Here is a 14,051-nt window from a genome sequence, read left to right on the forward strand (position 1 = left end):
CTGGTCATTGATGACTGGATCACCTCCGTAGCACACAAAATGTTCATGCAAGTGGAGAGTGAAGAATGGCGCCAGTGGCGTTCTGTGTCGCAAGAGATTTCAGAGGGCTTGCGCGATGTCGTTGGAAATACTCCGATTGGGCAAGTCACTCAAGATATCGTTTATCGTCAGATTCAACTGATGAAGTCGTTACCGCTTGAAGCCGCTGAACGTGTTAAAGAGATTCAGGATAGGGCAATACAGGCCGTTATCAACGGTGAGCGACCGGATGAGCTTTATCGGATGATCATGGCGTCGGGGAATGTGGCCGCAGGTCGTGCACGCATGATAGCCCGTACCGAGATTGGCAGAGCGACAACGGCGCTTACACAGGCTCGCGCGTTATCAGTTGGCTCAGAAGGTTATTGGTGGCGTATTGAAGGGGCAGGCACGCGACCCTCACACAGAAAGATGAAAGATAAATTTGTACGATGGGAAGATCCACCCACATTGGACGGCATGACCGGACATGCGGGATGTCTACCCAATTGTAAATGTTGGCCGGAAGTTCACATTCCACCGCCGAGAGAATAACAGGCCGCAAATCGCGGCTTTTTTATTGCCTGAAATTAGCAGGTAACCCATGAAATATTTTTTCACGACGAGGCTCGGAGAAACACGCTATCTACAGGCCGATGGCTCTTTGCTGTGTAAAGACGTGCCGATAGCCCGCACGGGTACGCAAACTTACTTGCCCGAAGAAATTGATTTACAACCCGATGCTAGCGGATTGGTCACAGTCTATCGCACCGAAGATGAGGTTTTCTCACCGGAAACGATGGCAAGTTTTGAAGGGGTAGCGGTCACACTGGATCATCCTGAAGACGAGAAAGGAAACATTGTTTTTGTTAATCCCTCAAACTTCTCAGAACTGGCTCACGGTCATATTCAAAATGTGCGACGTGGTACCGGTGATAAGTCCGATTTGCTGGTGGCCGATTTGCTGGTTAAGCGCAAAGAGGCTATTGACGCAGTAAACGCTGGAATGACAGATGTCAGTTGCGGCTACGACGCTCAATACGAGCAATTTTCGCCAGGAAAAGGCAAGCAATACCAAATCACAGGCAACCACCTCGCCATTGTTGAAAAAGGCCGGGCAGGGGGCCGCTGTGCAATCGGGGACTCATCCCCATTCAAATCTAAGAAGGAGAAGCCTGTTATGGCATGGCTTAAAAGATTGGCTACGGCCGTCAAAACCAAAGACGACGACGCGTTAGCAAAACTCATCGATGAAGCACCGGAACTTCCATCGGATAGTATGACTGCTATCCCGGGCAACACAATCCACATCAATGTACCTTCTCAGGCAACGGCATTGCCGACTGCGGAGCGTACTACGGTTGATGACACGCCCGACAACCCTGAAAAAAAGACAGAGGATAACGCCGTGCCGGAATGGGCTCAAAAATTCATGGATTCCGTATCAACTCGTCTTGATACGTTAGAGGGAAAAACGGCTGACGGTAACCCCGAAGATGAAGAGGACGACGCTAAAGTGACAGGTGATGCCGCATACCGCCGCAACATCATTGCTGACGCGGAAATCATTTGTCCGGGATTCAAACCTACAGGGGATAAGTCCCTCAAGCGGCAAGTGCTCAATCATGCAATGCGTACTGGCGATAGCCTGAAATCATTCGGCATCAATGATTTTTCCAAAACACCAAAGGCAACCGTTGATGCGGTATTTAACGCCGCGGTAGAAATTAACCGGCAAAAGAACCGACTCAATCCTATCACTTTTCAAACTGCTGATGCTGCTGGTTCGGCAGTGGGATCAAAGCACGCTACGCCGGCGCAACTGAATGAGTTGTACGCCAACATCTGGAAACGTAAATAAGGTAAATACAATGGGTGGAATTTCTTATCTTGACAGGATGCCGCTGGGCATTCCGGGTGCTGTAACGCGTCCTCGTGACCTGACTATTCAGCCTGAAACCTTCGATCCTAAGAAACTGTTCAGCGCATATGGGCTGGTGGGGAAATATTCGAACGGGAAATTTGTCCCGCTTGAGGAGGGTGATACGGTAGACGAAGTGAAAGGTATTCTCGTTCGTCCCTACCCTACCCAGTCACAGACAGATCTGGCTTATCTTGGGGTTAAAGTAGGGTCCGCCGCCGACAATCTGAAACGGGGTTATATCTGCGTGGCGGTGGGTGTATCCGCTGCTAGTGTTAGCGCCAGCAAAGGCAATCCGGTTTATGTGCGCGTCGCCGGGGCGACAGCCGATAGCCCAGTTGGGTCATTTGTGCTGGTCCAGGATGTTACAGGGGAAAATACACCGGCGTTGCCGGGCGCCGAAGTGATGGGGCCGAGTGATGCTAACGGCAACATTGAAATCGCATACAACATTTAATAAGGAACGCTATGTTTACTATCGATAAAGCCACAAGAGATTCAACCGGCGTGTTTCTTATTGGTGAGCTGGAGCGCAGGGACCAGACACTGAACATGCCACTGGTGTCGACAAAATGGTCACGTGATATGCCACTTCGTACTGACGTTTCTATCGCCGATGAAGTGTCTTCCTACACAAACACCTCACTTGCGGCGACAGGGGGGTCAAACCCTAACGGTAAGAACTGGATCAGCACAACATCAACAGCGAATTCCGGGCCAAACCTAAATATCGAGCGTACGGCTCAAGCGCTGGAATTGTGGGGGATGGAGGTGGGTTATACCGTCACCGAATTGGCTTCGGCTATGCAGGTGGGGCGTCCCATTGACAGCCAGAAGCATGACGCGATGAAGCTAAAATACAATATGGATGTTGACGAGCAGGTATACATCGGTGATGCAGAAAAGGGGATGTGCGGGTTATTGAATATCCCTCAGGTTATCCCGCGTGCAGCAGCGGCTCCGTGGACGGCGGCGACAGACCCGGACGTTATCGTCCAGGACTTTAATATCCTTCTTACTGACGCGTGGGTAGCGTCCGGCTACGCGATTTGTCCGGGTAAAGTTGGTCTGGCACCTGAACTATTCGGGTTGCTTTCAAGCAAGAAGGTGTCTAACGCCGGGAATATTTCCGTACTGGAATACGTGAAAATAAACTGCATTGCATTCCAGGAGAATGGCGAACCCTTAGAAATTGTCTCAATGAAATGGGCCTCTAAGCGTGGCGCACAGGGTGCGCACAGAATGGTCGCTTACACACAAGAAGAGCGATATATCCGCTTCCCGCTGGTACCCCTGTTGAATACCCCGCTGGAATATCGCGGACTATGGCAACTGACAACTTACTACGGACGTTTGGGGCAGGTTGAAACGCCGTATGCCAACACTATTGCGTATTTGGATGTTCCTGCATCTTGATTGCTGGCGGGGACGCCTCCGCCTTTTATGGAGACTGACATGAAATACCTTGTATCAAAGAAAGCGATCCTGAATTTTGCAGACGGCACTCAAATAGAACTGCAACCGGGTATTAGCAGCTTTCCCGATGAAGTTATTCACCACTGGGCATTCTCAGCCCACGCCCAGCCAATTGATGAAAATGAGCTGAAACAAGAGGACTTAAATAGCTCTTCGGCCTTTCTGGAAGAGGTGATTGAGAAACTGGTTGCTGAGAATGAAGATCTTAAGTCTCAGATAGAGGTGAAAGACGTGACCATTTCCGAACTGAATAAGGTCTTAGAGGAAATGAAGGCTCAGATAGAAGTGAAATCTGACAAAACCCTGACAGAAAACAATACTGAAAAGAAACCGAGGGCTGGCAATGGCAAAAAACAGTCTTCTGCCGACAGTTGATCAATTCCGTACAGACTTCCCTGAATTTTCCGATAGCACCCGCTATCCCGACACCGCAATCCATTTCTATCTCAGCCAGGCGGATAAGCTACTCGACCAGAATATGCATGGTGATCAGTTCGTCTATCTGGCTGAACTCTTCACCGCGCATTACGTTGAGTTGAAAGGGAAAGCTATTGCGGGTGCGGCTATCAGCGGCAGCGTGAATACGGCAGCGGGTGGCGTGGCGACGTCGAAATCAGTCGATAAAGTCAGCGTCAGCTATGACGTGTCGGGCATTATTAACCCTGATGCGGGATTCTGGAACAACACGGCATACGGAAGAGAATTCTTTTGGTGGTGGTCCATGTTCGGTGCAGGTGGGAGACAACTGTTATGAAAAGTGGTCTGACGGTCAGGGCTGACAATGCGGCGGCGATACTGGAATCCCTGAAAAAGCTGTCTGGCATGGACGTGCTGGTGGGTATCCCCGCCGAAAATGCTACGCGCGAAGACGGGGAAGCGCTAAACAACGCGGAAATCGGCTATCTGCAATCTACTGGGGCGACAGTGAAACTGGGTGGCAAAACCGTAACACTCCCTCCCCGCCCATTCCTTGAACTCGGCATTGACGACACCAAGGATCGCACGGCCTTGTGTTTAAAAGCAGCCGCAGAGTTTGCTCTTGAAGGTAAACAGGATGCCGCTATCCGTGAGCTGGAGCGCGCAGGACGGATTGCACGTGATGGCGCCAAGAAAGTCATTAGTGACGGTGACAGGCTTCACCCCTTATCAGAAAAGACCCTTCAGAATAGGCGCGATCGGGGAATACCGGGTGATAAACCCTTGTATGATCACGGTTATCTCTTACGTTCTATCAACTATGTAGTGAGGAATAAAAATGCCACTTCTTGACGTCACTGAGGTTTTATTTGATCCCGATTTCTGCGATACGTCGCTGAAATATACCCGGCGAACGGTCATTGTCGATGACGATGGGTTCGCCACTTCGGAAAAAACCACAAAAGGTTTTGCCGGGGTGGTGACCGTTGACCGCTCTCTTGAGGCCCAGATACGAATAGCCGGGCAAGTCGTCAGCGGTAATATTCTGATTATCACAACAGCACGGTTGATAGCAGGCGAAACTGATAAAACGGGCGATGTGGTTACGTACCAAAACCGGGATTATCTGGTTAAATCTGTTGATCCGTATACCGCTTACGGGGCCGGGTTCGTGCAGGCGCATTGTGAATTGCTGCCGTTCGATGGAGGGATACCTGTTGAGCAATAGCACACAACAACCGGGCTGGCTCACACCGATGTCAGCCCCGGACTATGATCGCGAGGTAGAGCGAAAGTTGTCCCGCTGGATAAGCGCTGTCAGTGGCTTGTCGGGGAAAATGATGTTTCCAAAATGGCAACATAATGATGAAACCCGGATTTTTCCGGGTAACGATACTAACTGGTGTGCGTTCGGGATTTCATCGATAGTTTCCGATGATACGCCCGCTTTCGTTAATCAAACGGATGAAAGTACAGAGTTATGGCGACATGAGAAAATCGAATGCCTTATCTCGTTCTACGGTCCAGCAGGGCAACATCATTGCACGCAATTTCGGGATGGGATCACGCTCAGCCCCAACAACGCCGAGTTAAATCAAATCGGTCTGTCACTCAGCAATTACGGCCGTGTTTTTGCTGCGCCTGAGCTCATTAACAACCAATGGGTGCGTCGCTATGACATGACGGTCACCTTGCGTCGAAAAGTCGAGCGTGAATACGGTGTTAAATCGCTGGTGGACGCGCCGGTTAAATTCTTTGGAGATTAAATTATGCAGGGATTACCTGTTTCAAATATCGTCAATGTCACGATAAACATGGCCCCGCGTGCCGCGCAATCCCGGAACTTTGGCTCACTACTGATCATCGGCGCAAGCCAGGTGATTGATACTCATGAGCGGTTACGTTTGTATTCCGATATCGATGGTGTCGGGGCTGATTTTGGGCTGGATACCCCAGAGTATCAGGCGGCGGCACTTTATTATTCCCAGTCGCCACGTCCGGTTGATTTATATATCGGCAGATGGGTAAAAGATCAGTCGTTTGCTGTCTTAAGGGGCGCGATACTGACGAAGCAACAGCAAGCCATTAGCAATTTTACTACCATTACGGATGGCTCTTTTAAGTTAATGATTAATGGAAAAGAGGTGATATGCAGCGGCATTGATTTGAGTAAAGAGACGAATCTTAATGGCGTTGCCCAACGAGTGGCGGAAAAGCTGAAAGATTGCGCGGTGACGTGGGATATCTCACGTTTTGTTATTTCGTTACAAATATCGGGTACAGTGGGTTATGTCTCATCAGCAACAACAGGTACGCATATTGGTGACTTGTTAAAACTGAATCAGGGATCGGGCGCTACCGCTATCGAACCGGCTAAAGCAGAAACGATTACCGAAGCAGTGGCAACACTGGGAGCTGAGTCTAGTGGCTGGTATGGGCTGGTGGTTGCGGATGATCCACTGACGGATGAAAATGTTTTGTCTGTGGCGGATTATATCGAATCCGCGTCTGTGTCCCGTATCTATGGACATACAGCACAGAAAACAGAGGCATTAGATACTGATGTTGGTACCGATATCGGTTCAAAACTGAAAGCGGGCAACTATCAGCGCACGCTCTGGCAATATTCATCCGGAAAACCGTATACCGCCGCTTCTCTGATGGGGCGGATGTTTACCGTGAATTTCAATGGCAATAACACCACCATTACCTTGAAATTCAAACAGGAACCGGCCGTAACGGCTGAAAATCTCACGGCAACCCAAGCTAACGCCTTGAAGAAGAAAAACGGCAACGTGTTTGTTAAATACAACAACGACACGGCCATTATTCAGGAAGGCGTCATGGCGAACGGGGATTTCATTGATGAGCGCCACGGGCTGGACTGGTTACAGAACTACGTGCAGAACAATCTTTATAACCTGCTTTACACCAGTACTGGCAAGATCCCCCAGACGGATGCCGGTGTCACGCGTTTACTGACCAACGTTGAGCAATCCCTTGATCAGGCCGTCACTAACGGGCTGGTGGCACCGGGTATCTGGAACGGCGGGAGCATTGGACAAATCCAGTCGGGTGATACCTTAACTAAAGGGTATTACGTCTACGCACCAGCAATTGCGACACAAGCGCAGGCTGACAGGGAAGCCCGAAAAGCACCGGTTATCCAGTGTGCTATTAAATTAGCAGGGGCTGTTCACTACGCTGATGTCATTATTAATGTCGTTCGATAAGGGGTAAACATGTCAACCTATTCATTTATGGATGTTTCGGCATCTTTAACCGGCCCAACCGGGGTTATCGATATGGGGTATGGTTCAGCCACTTCGGAAGAGGGGATCACCATCACAATGACCGAAGCCAAGAACACAATGACGATTGGTGCAGACGGGGAAGGGATGCACTCGTTACATGCGGGCAAATCCGGCACCATCACAGTGACTTTATTGAAAACCTCACCGACCAATAAAAAGTTGTCACTGGCGTATAACGCGCAATCACTGTCTTCTTCTACGTGGGGTAATAACGTGATTGTTATTCGAAATCATGTGTCGGGAGAAATCACGACAGCACGGGGCGGTGCTTTCCAGAAACAACCCGATTACACCAACGCAATAAAAGGCGGTACCGTCGCATGGGCGTTTGACTGTATCAAAATCGATCAAGTGTTAGGGGAGTTTTAATAATGGAATTTGAAATTAACAGTATCCAGTATCGCACGGCAAAGCTGAGCGTGTTCGATCAACTTAAGGTATCCCGTAAATTACTGCCGGTATTAGCGGGGCTGGTATCAGATATTCGCGCCGTACAGACAATGGCGCAAGATAGAAATAGGGAGGGCGCTTTAGAGAAGGCGCTGCCCAAAATTGCTCAGGCCGTTTCTGACTTAAGCGACGAAGATTGCAATGCGATCCTCTATCCCTGCTTATCAGTGGTTTCTCGTCAGCATGGTAAGGGATGGACCGCTGTGTTTTCGCAGGGGGTATTGCATTTTGATGACATTGACTTGCCAACGTTGTTGCAGCTAGTCGCGAGAGTGATCGGGGATTCACTGGGAAATTTTTTGCACGCACTCCCCGACAACGAGACGCTAACCCCGCCAGCGGCTTAGTGCTCGATTGCCTGCCTGACGGGGAAGATTATCTGATGCGCCCCGTTGACGCCGGCTATATCCAATATCCCGATCTCTTAAGCGGCGCTGTTGACCTGGCGGATATCGCCCGCATGAATGACTGGTTAGATTTAAAAGCCGATAACGAGGCCCGTATAGCACGCTGGAGAGATGCGAATGAGCGGTAATGTTGACACAATTAAAGATTTCCTCATCAGCCTGGGTTTTGATGTAGACGAAAAAGGCCGGGGGAAATTTGAAGCCGTAGTGAAGGGTGTTACTGCTAATGTGCTTAAGCTGGGTACTGCGGTCGAAGGGGCCGCACTCACCATTATCGGTTTTACGACCAAAATTGCCAGTGGATTGGATAAGCTTTACTGGCAATCAGAGCGTACCGGGGCAACCGTCGCCGGCATAAAAGCATTGAGCTATGCCGTACAACAGATGGGCGGAAACGCTGAAGCCGCACAGAGCGCACTGGAAAACATGGCGCGGTTTATGCGCAACAATCCCGGTGCGGAAGGGTGGCTTAATCGGCTTGGTGTTCAGACTCGCGACTCATCCGGTCAGATGCGGGATGCTGCGAGCATACTGGCGGGAGTCGGCCAGCGGCTTAGTAACATGCCATATTATCGTGCCAATCAGTATGCCCAAATGCTCGGTATCGATGAAAATACGCTGATGGCGATGCGGCGCGGGTTAGCTGGGTTTACTGCTGACTATCAAATGATGTTGCAGAAAACCGGGTTCAATGCGGATAAAGCCGCGAAACAGGCGAATAAATTCACTACCGCATTACATGGCTTTAACGCACTACTGGGTATTCTTCGGGATAAGATTGGCGCCAATTTGGCGGGTGGTTTAGCGAGTTCCTTCGACTCGTTACGTCAGAAGATACTGGATAACTTCCCAAAAATTGAAGCGACACTCACTAAGATCATTAAAGGTATTCTATGGTTCGCTGAGGTCTTCAGCCGAATGGTTTACCGCGTCGTTCAAGGTATTGGAGATGTTATAGATTGGTGGAAGCGGCTTGATGAAAGCAGCAAGATGCTGATTGCCATGTTTGGGGCCATTGTTGTTGCATGGCGTCTTCTGAACAGCGCGTTCCTGATGTCACCCATTGGCATGATCACGGTATTAATCGGGGCGCTTCTCCTGCTTTATGACGACTACAAAACATGGAAAGAAGGCGGCAAAAGCTTAATTGACTGGAGCAAGTGGGAAAAAGATATCAACCGTGCCGTGAATGCGTTTGAAACCATCGGGAAGTGGATTAAAAAAGGTGTTGATGCGGTCGGCGGCTGGAAAAATGCGTTCTTAATTCTCGGTGCAGCCGTTGCTACAACATGGGCCGTAAAGATGCTCGCGGGATTCGCGAAAGTGTCTGCGGCATTAACCCCCTTACTGGCTCGTCTTGCTCCACTCTTGGGGCTGGTGGCGTATGGTGGATACTTATACAGTGACTGGGACAATATCAAACAAAGTGCCGAATCATCGTGGGACTACAATACTCGTCAGATAAAACGCGGGATCGGGGATTTTGGCAAGTGGTTAGGTATCGATAATGACTGGGCCAATAAGCACCAGGGCGGTTTGCCCAACCCGGTTACAGCAGATATTCCCGGCATGCCCGGTGCGCCAACCCCACCCCCTGCGCCGGAATATAGTGAAAGGGGACTACGTAACAACAACCCCGGCAACTTGAATTTTGCGGGACAACGAGGCGCGACAAGGGAAAATGGGGAGGGACGGTTTGCCCGATTTGAAACGGCGTTTGACGGCTTGCGTGCGCTCTCACGACAGTTAACGTTATACGCAAAACGTGGTCTCACCACAGTCCGTGACATTATCACGAAATATGCGCCCCCTGAGGAAAATGACACCGAAGACTACATTGCTTTTCTTGCAAAGTGGCTCGGCGTTGATCCGAATGCGCGGTTAAATTTACAGGACCCGCAAACCCTGACAGCGATGATGAACGGCATCATACATCGTGAAAATGGTCGCAACCCGTACAACAGCGAACTGATGGGTAAAGCCGCAATAGCAGGCAGTGGCGGCGTTCAGCAAACGACCAACATTACCGTGCACGGGGCAACCGATGCAAAAGCCACGGCGAATGAGATTGCCAATAAGCAAAATGGCGTGAATGCCCGTCTGATACAACTTCAAAAGCAGGTGAGCTAATGGATATCTTATCAGCGATTTTTCAACAACAAACCCGGTCGTTTGGCACTGAAAGTATGTTGCTTGTGCCGAGTGTCGTTATCGCTGAAAAGCACACAGACGCACTTGAAATCACTGAGCACCCGGTCGAAATCGGGGCGGCTGTCAGCGACCATGCCTACAAAAAACCCTCTGAAATCACGATGGAACTGGGTTTCGCGGGTGGGGGTTCGCTTCTCGATTTTGTTGATACATCCAAGATTGGCTTGAGTATGGGCTTAAGCCCGAAAGAGACCTATCAGAAAATCCTTGATCTTCAGGAGTTGCGAGAACCCTTTAAAGTCATCACTGGCAAGCGCACTTACGAGAACATGCTGATCAAAGCAATTGAAGTCACCACCGACCGGCATAGTGAGAACGTGCTGTTATGTACGCTGACATTACGTGAAGTGATTATTTCATCTACACAGGTTGTACAAGTGGCAGAAAAGGAATCAATGAAGACCGGGGTGAGCACATCTGCCGTGGAGAACTCAGGTACCAAAGCACAGAAACCGGTTAACGAATCTATTTTGTCACAAACAAAAGGCGCTTTTATTGGTGCGTTTAAAAGTTATGTAGGGGGTGGCTGATGCAAGTCTCCGAAATTCCACTGACTGCAAGCAATCAAATGTTTGCAATTAAACTCGGTGATCAGAATGTGAAAATGCGTCTGATTTACCGGGACATAGCGGGTTGGGTGATGGATATTCAAAATAATGCGGGTGCAGATTTGCTGGTGGGCGCACCGCTCATACCCGGTATTAATCTGTTGGAACAATATCCTTATCTTGGCATAGAGGGGATGCTAGTTATTGCCAGTGATGCCGACAGCGCTGAATACCCGACAAGCACAAATCTTGGGTTATCCAGCCATCTTTATTTTGTACAACAATAAGGTAAAAATATGAGTCAGAATTGGTTACGTCATTTCGAGTTAATGCTGTTAGACGATCAGGGCAAAGGGATCGTTTTATCGGATTTTAGAGTCATATTTAATATTGAGTGGTTCACGATTAGTTTCCCGCGAGTGGCGACGTTAAAAATTTACAATCTGTCAAAAGACACCAGTAATCGTATTCTTGGCAGCGAGTTCTCGAAGATAAAAATTATCGTGGGCTATGACGGAATAACACCCACCGTTCCTGAGAGCGAAGTCGGCAAAGCCCGGCCTGTGGAACCGGGTACAACGGGACAGCGTGACGGCCAAAATTACGGGGAGATCTTTAGCGGAGATATCCGGTTTACGTTGACTGGCCGTGACAACCCGACTGATACCTATACCCAAATTCAGGCCTGTGACGGCCAGGAGGCGTTTGCTTACGCGACTATCAATCAAACTGTGGCGGCGGGTTATACTGTTGCCGATATCAACGAATTAACGATGCGCACGTTCGCCCCTTATGGGATTACTGAGGGGCATACGCCGGCGATGCCGACTACCGTATTCCCTCGCGGAAAGGTACTTTTTGGTATGTCACGGGATGTGATGGATAATATCGCAGGACAATGTAAAGCAAGATGGCAATTCGTGGACGGTAAACGCGAGATGGTTTCGGATGAGATGTATGTACACGATGCTATTGTTCTGAACAGCCGGACCGGGTTGATTGGCATGCCGCAACAGACAATTGGGGCGGGTGTTAATGTGAAGTGCCTGATCAATCCTAATATCAAAGTCAACGGTCTGATTAAATTAGATGAAGGCTCGGTATACAGAACGTCCCTGCCTAATTCTGACATCCAGATGTCAGGCGGGCGGCTGACGGATGAAAACGATAACGGGAACCTTCACGTCAGCGGCGTGTCTAATCCTCCAGCAAGCATAGCTACTGACGGTGTATATATCGTCCGGGGCATTATGTATACTGGTGATACTCGCGGCAATGCGTGGTATCAGGAAATGATGTGTGAAGCGCGTGGGGCTGCGGATTTGCTATCAAGTTCAGCTATTCAGAGAGGTGCGTGATAATGAAATGGCCGTTTATGTTGTTGATTGCTTCTACTTCGTTAGCTTGCAATGCTTCAACAGTATCTATGCAGTGTGGGAATTTCAAGTTAGATCTAATACCTGATTCCATGTTTCAAATTAATGGCGAGACTGTCACATCCCAAAAAGTAAAAATGCTTGGTGAAAACGGGATGAAAGTTGATATGGGCCTCATGCCAGCACGGAACGGCAACATGTACGGCTTTCAGTATGTTCATCCTAACGGCAGCTCCAAGAGATGGTTGAATGTTCAACTATTACAAAACGCGATGGACGCACCTAAAATTATTGGCTCGTTTCCTTGTAAGAAAGTGGCGGATTAAAGGCGGCTGAGTTATGGATGGTTTTGTAAACCTTGCTCTGGCAATAACTTTTTTGTTTATATATTTTGCGCCAACCTATGTTGCATCGCGCAGGATGCATAAACATGTTTACTTTATCGCTTTTGTGAACATCATAGTAGGATGGACTATTATCGGGTGGTTAGGTTGCGTGGCTTGGGCGTTAACAAAACAGGAAATAGACTCATTGATAGCCGAAAATGAAGATTCGCTGAGAGATTGTCCGTATTGTGCTGAATTGGTGAAGAAAAAAGCCAAAATATGCAAGCACTGCCAGAGGGATATTTAACGTGTGTATCAAAAATGGAGAATAACATGACGTTAGAGAAAGTATCATTCGTTTATCCGGTACTTATCAGGGAAGGAACACCTGCTTTTAAAGTGCATGCTCCTGAATTGTGGATGCACAAGAATGATCTTCCTTCTGTGGAAAGCATAGAAATAACCGTTGGTGTTTTTCTTATAAAAAGCAAGCCATATTACATGGAAGTTGATATATTTTTTGGTGATGAATCGGTTATTGAAGCACAAGATGAAGGCGATGAAAGCCGAAAAATGGCTCACGTGTCTGTTTCCACCGCTGAAAAGCAACACATAGAAGTTTCATCAATGGTATTAAAGAGAGTTGTTCTACCTGGTGAAGGTGTTTATAAAATTGTTGCCACTCTGTTATCTGGTGAAATTGACGATAGCAAAATTATAGATGTGAATGAAAGTTACTTTATTGTTACGTCGTCTAAAGTAGAAGGTGAGTAATGGCAGAGATTTTTGCATTTCCTACTAAAAAAGCCACTATTGAAAGCAATGAACTTTTGCCTGATACTGTGAGTCATAGTGGCGGAAACGGTGGAGGTGGAGATATGTTAGAAGCTCGTGTGGCGCGGCTTGAGTCAGATGTTGAGCATATCAAAACGACTATGAGCGATATGAAGTCTGACCTGAAAACAGTCACCAGTGATGTTGGTACAATGAAGACCGACGTTGCTTTAATATTACAAAAGATAGATAACCTTTCTTCATCCGTAGAGAAGAAAGCAAGCTCTGAGCAAGTAACAGAACTGGATAGTAAGATTTCAAAAAGGCCAACCGAAGAACAAGTGGATCTGAAAATTTCAAAAGTAGATACAAAAATTGGCGGCTTAGAGAAGAAAATTGGTGATCTTAAGGTATGGTTTTTGACCATATTACTATTTTCAATAGCGATGCCCGTCATCATGTTTTTACTTAATCTCTACGTTAGAAAATAACCATTTAAATCTATTCGCCATCTAACAATTAAGCCGCTTAACTGCGGTTTTTTTTATTGCGAGGTCACCCATTGGTTAAGTTGACAAAGCAAGAAATAAGACAGATTGGTACTGATTATATCAGTTGTGATGCCTCAAATAATTTCCCAACCGAAGTTTCCTATTTAATGAAAAAGCATAAAGTCTCCAGGAACGCGATACGTATTGATGCGCGTCATCCTTGCGGGGAAGATTGCATTTTTATAAAAAAAGACGGAGTGGAATTTTGGGGTGGTTACATTGATGATCAGTTTTATGAAGAAATGAATTCATAACCTGCTTC

22 protein-coding genes are annotated in these 14,051 nt (G+C 48.1%); all 22 read left to right on the plus strand.

Features of this window, described 5'->3' with window-relative positions:
- Positions 1 to 39 precede the first annotated feature (39 nt).
- The 22 genes from ABR397_RS09740 to ABR397_RS09845 all read left to right on the plus strand — a co-directional run bounded on the left by ABR397_RS09740 (position 40) and on the right by ABR397_RS09845 (position 14,043).
- Positions 40 to 573 carry a phage head morphogenesis protein gene (locus tag ABR397_RS09740; RefSeq protein WP_350305577.1) on the plus strand — a complete coding sequence of 178 codons (534 nt, stop codon included), beginning with the start codon at positions 40 to 42 and terminating at the stop codon, positions 571 to 573.
- Between the two features lie 49 nt (positions 574 to 622).
- Complete coding sequence (locus ABR397_RS09745) at positions 623 to 1,879, plus strand: DUF2213 domain-containing protein (RefSeq protein WP_350305578.1); 1,257 nt, start codon at positions 623 to 625, stop codon at positions 1,877 to 1,879.
- A 10-nt stretch (positions 1,880 to 1,889) separates the two neighbouring features.
- The gene (locus ABR397_RS09750) at positions 1,890 to 2,396 is read left to right on the plus strand and encodes a structural cement protein Gp24 (protein ID WP_350305579.1); all 507 of its coding nucleotides are present in this window, start codon (positions 1,890 to 1,892) and stop codon (positions 2,394 to 2,396) included.
- Positions 2,397 to 2,407: 11 nt separating this feature from the next.
- Positions 2,408 to 3,355: a DUF2184 domain-containing protein gene (locus ABR397_RS09755; RefSeq protein WP_350305580.1), complete on the plus strand. Its 948-nt coding sequence runs from the start codon at positions 2,408 to 2,410 to the stop codon at positions 3,353 to 3,355.
- Between the two features lie 39 nt (positions 3,356 to 3,394).
- The gene (locus ABR397_RS09760; protein ID WP_350305581.1) at positions 3,395 to 3,790 is read left to right on the plus strand and encodes an STY1053 family phage-associated protein; all 396 of its coding nucleotides are present in this window, start codon (positions 3,395 to 3,397) and stop codon (positions 3,788 to 3,790) included.
- Positions 3,759 to 4,169 carry a DUF4054 domain-containing protein gene (locus tag ABR397_RS09765; protein ID WP_350305582.1) on the plus strand — a complete coding sequence of 137 codons (411 nt, stop codon included), beginning with the start codon at positions 3,759 to 3,761 and terminating at the stop codon, positions 4,167 to 4,169. The genes ABR397_RS09760 and ABR397_RS09765 overlap by 32 nt, the downstream gene beginning before the upstream one ends.
- Positions 4,166 to 4,684, plus strand: a complete 519-nt coding sequence (locus ABR397_RS09770) for a hypothetical protein (RefSeq protein ID WP_350305583.1) — start codon at positions 4,166 to 4,168, stop codon at positions 4,682 to 4,684. The genes ABR397_RS09765 and ABR397_RS09770 overlap by 4 nt, the downstream gene beginning before the upstream one ends.
- A complete protein-coding gene (locus ABR397_RS09775; RefSeq protein ID WP_350305584.1) occupies positions 4,671 to 5,060 on the plus strand; it encodes a head-tail adaptor in 390 nt (129 codons plus the stop codon). The genes ABR397_RS09770 and ABR397_RS09775 overlap by 14 nt, the downstream gene beginning before the upstream one ends.
- Entirely contained in the window at positions 5,047 to 5,598 is a 552-nt protein-coding gene (locus tag ABR397_RS09780) for a phage neck terminator protein (protein ID WP_455430658.1), read from the plus strand. Before ABR397_RS09775 ends, ABR397_RS09780 begins: the two co-directional genes overlap by 14 nt.
- Positions 5,599 to 5,601: 3 nt before the next feature.
- Entirely contained in the window at positions 5,602 to 7,065 is a 1,464-nt protein-coding gene (locus tag ABR397_RS09785) for a DUF3383 domain-containing protein (protein ID WP_350305585.1), read from the plus strand.
- A gap of 9 nt (positions 7,066 to 7,074) precedes the next feature.
- Positions 7,075 to 7,515, plus strand: coding sequence for a phage structural protein (locus tag ABR397_RS09790; protein ID WP_350305586.1), 441 nt, complete (start codon positions 7,075 to 7,077; stop codon positions 7,513 to 7,515).
- A 2-nt stretch (positions 7,516 to 7,517) separates the two neighbouring features.
- A complete protein-coding gene (locus ABR397_RS09795) occupies positions 7,518 to 7,943 on the plus strand; it encodes a phage tail assembly chaperone (RefSeq protein ID WP_350305587.1) in 426 nt (141 codons plus the stop codon).
- A gap of 35 nt (positions 7,944 to 7,978) precedes the next feature.
- On the plus strand, positions 7,979 to 8,131 hold the full coding sequence (locus tag ABR397_RS09800; RefSeq protein WP_350305620.1) for a DUF6889 family protein: 153 nt from the start codon (positions 7,979 to 7,981) through the stop codon (positions 8,129 to 8,131).
- Positions 8,121 to 10,133, plus strand: coding sequence for a lytic transglycosylase catalytic (locus tag ABR397_RS09805; protein ID WP_350305588.1), 2,013 nt, complete (start codon positions 8,121 to 8,123; stop codon positions 10,131 to 10,133). Before ABR397_RS09800 ends, ABR397_RS09805 begins: the two co-directional genes overlap by 11 nt.
- A complete protein-coding gene (locus tag ABR397_RS09810; protein WP_350305589.1) occupies positions 10,133 to 10,744 on the plus strand; it encodes a phage baseplate protein in 612 nt (203 codons plus the stop codon). The genes ABR397_RS09805 and ABR397_RS09810 overlap by 1 nt, the downstream gene beginning before the upstream one ends.
- Positions 10,744 to 11,049 carry a phage baseplate plug family protein gene (locus ABR397_RS09815; RefSeq protein WP_350305590.1) on the plus strand — a complete coding sequence of 102 codons (306 nt, stop codon included), beginning with the start codon at positions 10,744 to 10,746 and terminating at the stop codon, positions 11,047 to 11,049. The genes ABR397_RS09810 and ABR397_RS09815 overlap by 1 nt, the downstream gene beginning before the upstream one ends.
- A 9-nt stretch (positions 11,050 to 11,058) precedes the next feature.
- The gene (locus tag ABR397_RS09820) at positions 11,059 to 12,120 is read left to right on the plus strand and encodes a baseplate hub protein (protein ID WP_350305591.1); all 1,062 of its coding nucleotides are present in this window, start codon (positions 11,059 to 11,061) and stop codon (positions 12,118 to 12,120) included.
- Positions 12,121 to 12,122: 2 nt separating this feature from the next.
- Positions 12,123 to 12,464 carry a hypothetical protein gene (locus tag ABR397_RS09825; RefSeq protein WP_228939986.1) on the plus strand — a complete coding sequence of 114 codons (342 nt, stop codon included), beginning with the start codon at positions 12,123 to 12,125 and terminating at the stop codon, positions 12,462 to 12,464.
- 13 nt (positions 12,465 to 12,477) lie between these two features.
- Positions 12,478 to 12,771 (plus strand): superinfection immunity protein, encoded by a 294-nt coding sequence (locus tag ABR397_RS09830; RefSeq protein ID WP_350305592.1) that lies wholly within the window; start codon positions 12,478 to 12,480, stop codon positions 12,769 to 12,771.
- Between the two features lie 26 nt (positions 12,772 to 12,797).
- Positions 12,798 to 13,238 carry a hypothetical protein gene (locus ABR397_RS09835; RefSeq protein ID WP_350305593.1) on the plus strand — a complete coding sequence of 147 codons (441 nt, stop codon included), beginning with the start codon at positions 12,798 to 12,800 and terminating at the stop codon, positions 13,236 to 13,238.
- A complete protein-coding gene (locus tag ABR397_RS09840; RefSeq protein ID WP_350305594.1) occupies positions 13,238 to 13,729 on the plus strand; it encodes a hypothetical protein in 492 nt (163 codons plus the stop codon). The genes ABR397_RS09835 and ABR397_RS09840 overlap by 1 nt, the downstream gene beginning before the upstream one ends.
- Before the next feature lie 80 nt (positions 13,730 to 13,809).
- Complete coding sequence (locus ABR397_RS09845; RefSeq protein WP_350305595.1) at positions 13,810 to 14,043, plus strand: hypothetical protein; 234 nt, start codon at positions 13,810 to 13,812, stop codon at positions 14,041 to 14,043.
- Positions 14,044 to 14,051 lie beyond the last annotated feature (8 nt).

It is taken from the genome of Photorhabdus viridis (genome assembly GCF_040256935.1).
GTDB classification, from domain to species: domain Bacteria; phylum Pseudomonadota; class Gammaproteobacteria; order Enterobacterales; family Enterobacteriaceae; genus Photorhabdus; species Photorhabdus viridis.

Bases quoted from the DNA above. Each gene is read 5' to 3' on its own strand.
- ABR397_RS09740 (WP_350305577.1), top strand. From the start codon at position 40: ATGTTCATGCAAGTGGAGAGTGAAGAATGGCGCCAGTGGCGTTCTGTG.
- ABR397_RS09745 (WP_350305578.1), top strand. From the start codon at position 623: ATGAAATATTTTTTCACGACGAGGCTCGGAGAAACACGCTATCTACAG.
- ABR397_RS09750 (WP_350305579.1), top strand. From the start codon at position 1,890: ATGGGTGGAATTTCTTATCTTGACAGGATGCCGCTGGGCATTCCGGGT.
- ABR397_RS09755 (WP_350305580.1), top strand. From the start codon at position 2,408: ATGTTTACTATCGATAAAGCCACAAGAGATTCAACCGGCGTGTTTCTT.
- ABR397_RS09760 (WP_350305581.1), top strand. From the start codon at position 3,395: ATGAAATACCTTGTATCAAAGAAAGCGATCCTGAATTTTGCAGACGGC.
- ABR397_RS09765 (WP_350305582.1), top strand. From the start codon at position 3,759: ATGGCAAAAAACAGTCTTCTGCCGACAGTTGATCAATTCCGTACAGAC.
- ABR397_RS09770 (WP_350305583.1), top strand. From the start codon at position 4,166: ATGAAAAGTGGTCTGACGGTCAGGGCTGACAATGCGGCGGCGATACTG.
- ABR397_RS09775 (WP_350305584.1), top strand. From the start codon at position 4,671: ATGCCACTTCTTGACGTCACTGAGGTTTTATTTGATCCCGATTTCTGC.
- ABR397_RS09785 (WP_350305585.1), top strand. From the start codon at position 5,602: ATGCAGGGATTACCTGTTTCAAATATCGTCAATGTCACGATAAACATG.
- ABR397_RS09790 (WP_350305586.1), top strand. From the start codon at position 7,075: ATGTCAACCTATTCATTTATGGATGTTTCGGCATCTTTAACCGGCCCA.
- ABR397_RS09795 (WP_350305587.1), top strand. From the start codon at position 7,518: ATGGAATTTGAAATTAACAGTATCCAGTATCGCACGGCAAAGCTGAGC.
- ABR397_RS09800 (WP_350305620.1), top strand. From the start codon at position 7,979: ATGCGCCCCGTTGACGCCGGCTATATCCAATATCCCGATCTCTTAAGC.
- ABR397_RS09805 (WP_350305588.1), top strand. From the start codon at position 8,121: ATGAGCGGTAATGTTGACACAATTAAAGATTTCCTCATCAGCCTGGGT.
- ABR397_RS09810 (WP_350305589.1), top strand. From the start codon at position 10,133: ATGGATATCTTATCAGCGATTTTTCAACAACAAACCCGGTCGTTTGGC.
- ABR397_RS09815 (WP_350305590.1), top strand. From the start codon at position 10,744: ATGCAAGTCTCCGAAATTCCACTGACTGCAAGCAATCAAATGTTTGCA.
- ABR397_RS09820 (WP_350305591.1), top strand. From the start codon at position 11,059: ATGAGTCAGAATTGGTTACGTCATTTCGAGTTAATGCTGTTAGACGAT.
- ABR397_RS09825 (WP_228939986.1), top strand. From the start codon at position 12,123: ATGAAATGGCCGTTTATGTTGTTGATTGCTTCTACTTCGTTAGCTTGC.
- ABR397_RS09830 (WP_350305592.1), top strand. From the start codon at position 12,478: ATGGATGGTTTTGTAAACCTTGCTCTGGCAATAACTTTTTTGTTTATA.
- ABR397_RS09835 (WP_350305593.1), top strand. From the start codon at position 12,798: ATGACGTTAGAGAAAGTATCATTCGTTTATCCGGTACTTATCAGGGAA.
- ABR397_RS09840 (WP_350305594.1), top strand. From the start codon at position 13,238: ATGGCAGAGATTTTTGCATTTCCTACTAAAAAAGCCACTATTGAAAGC.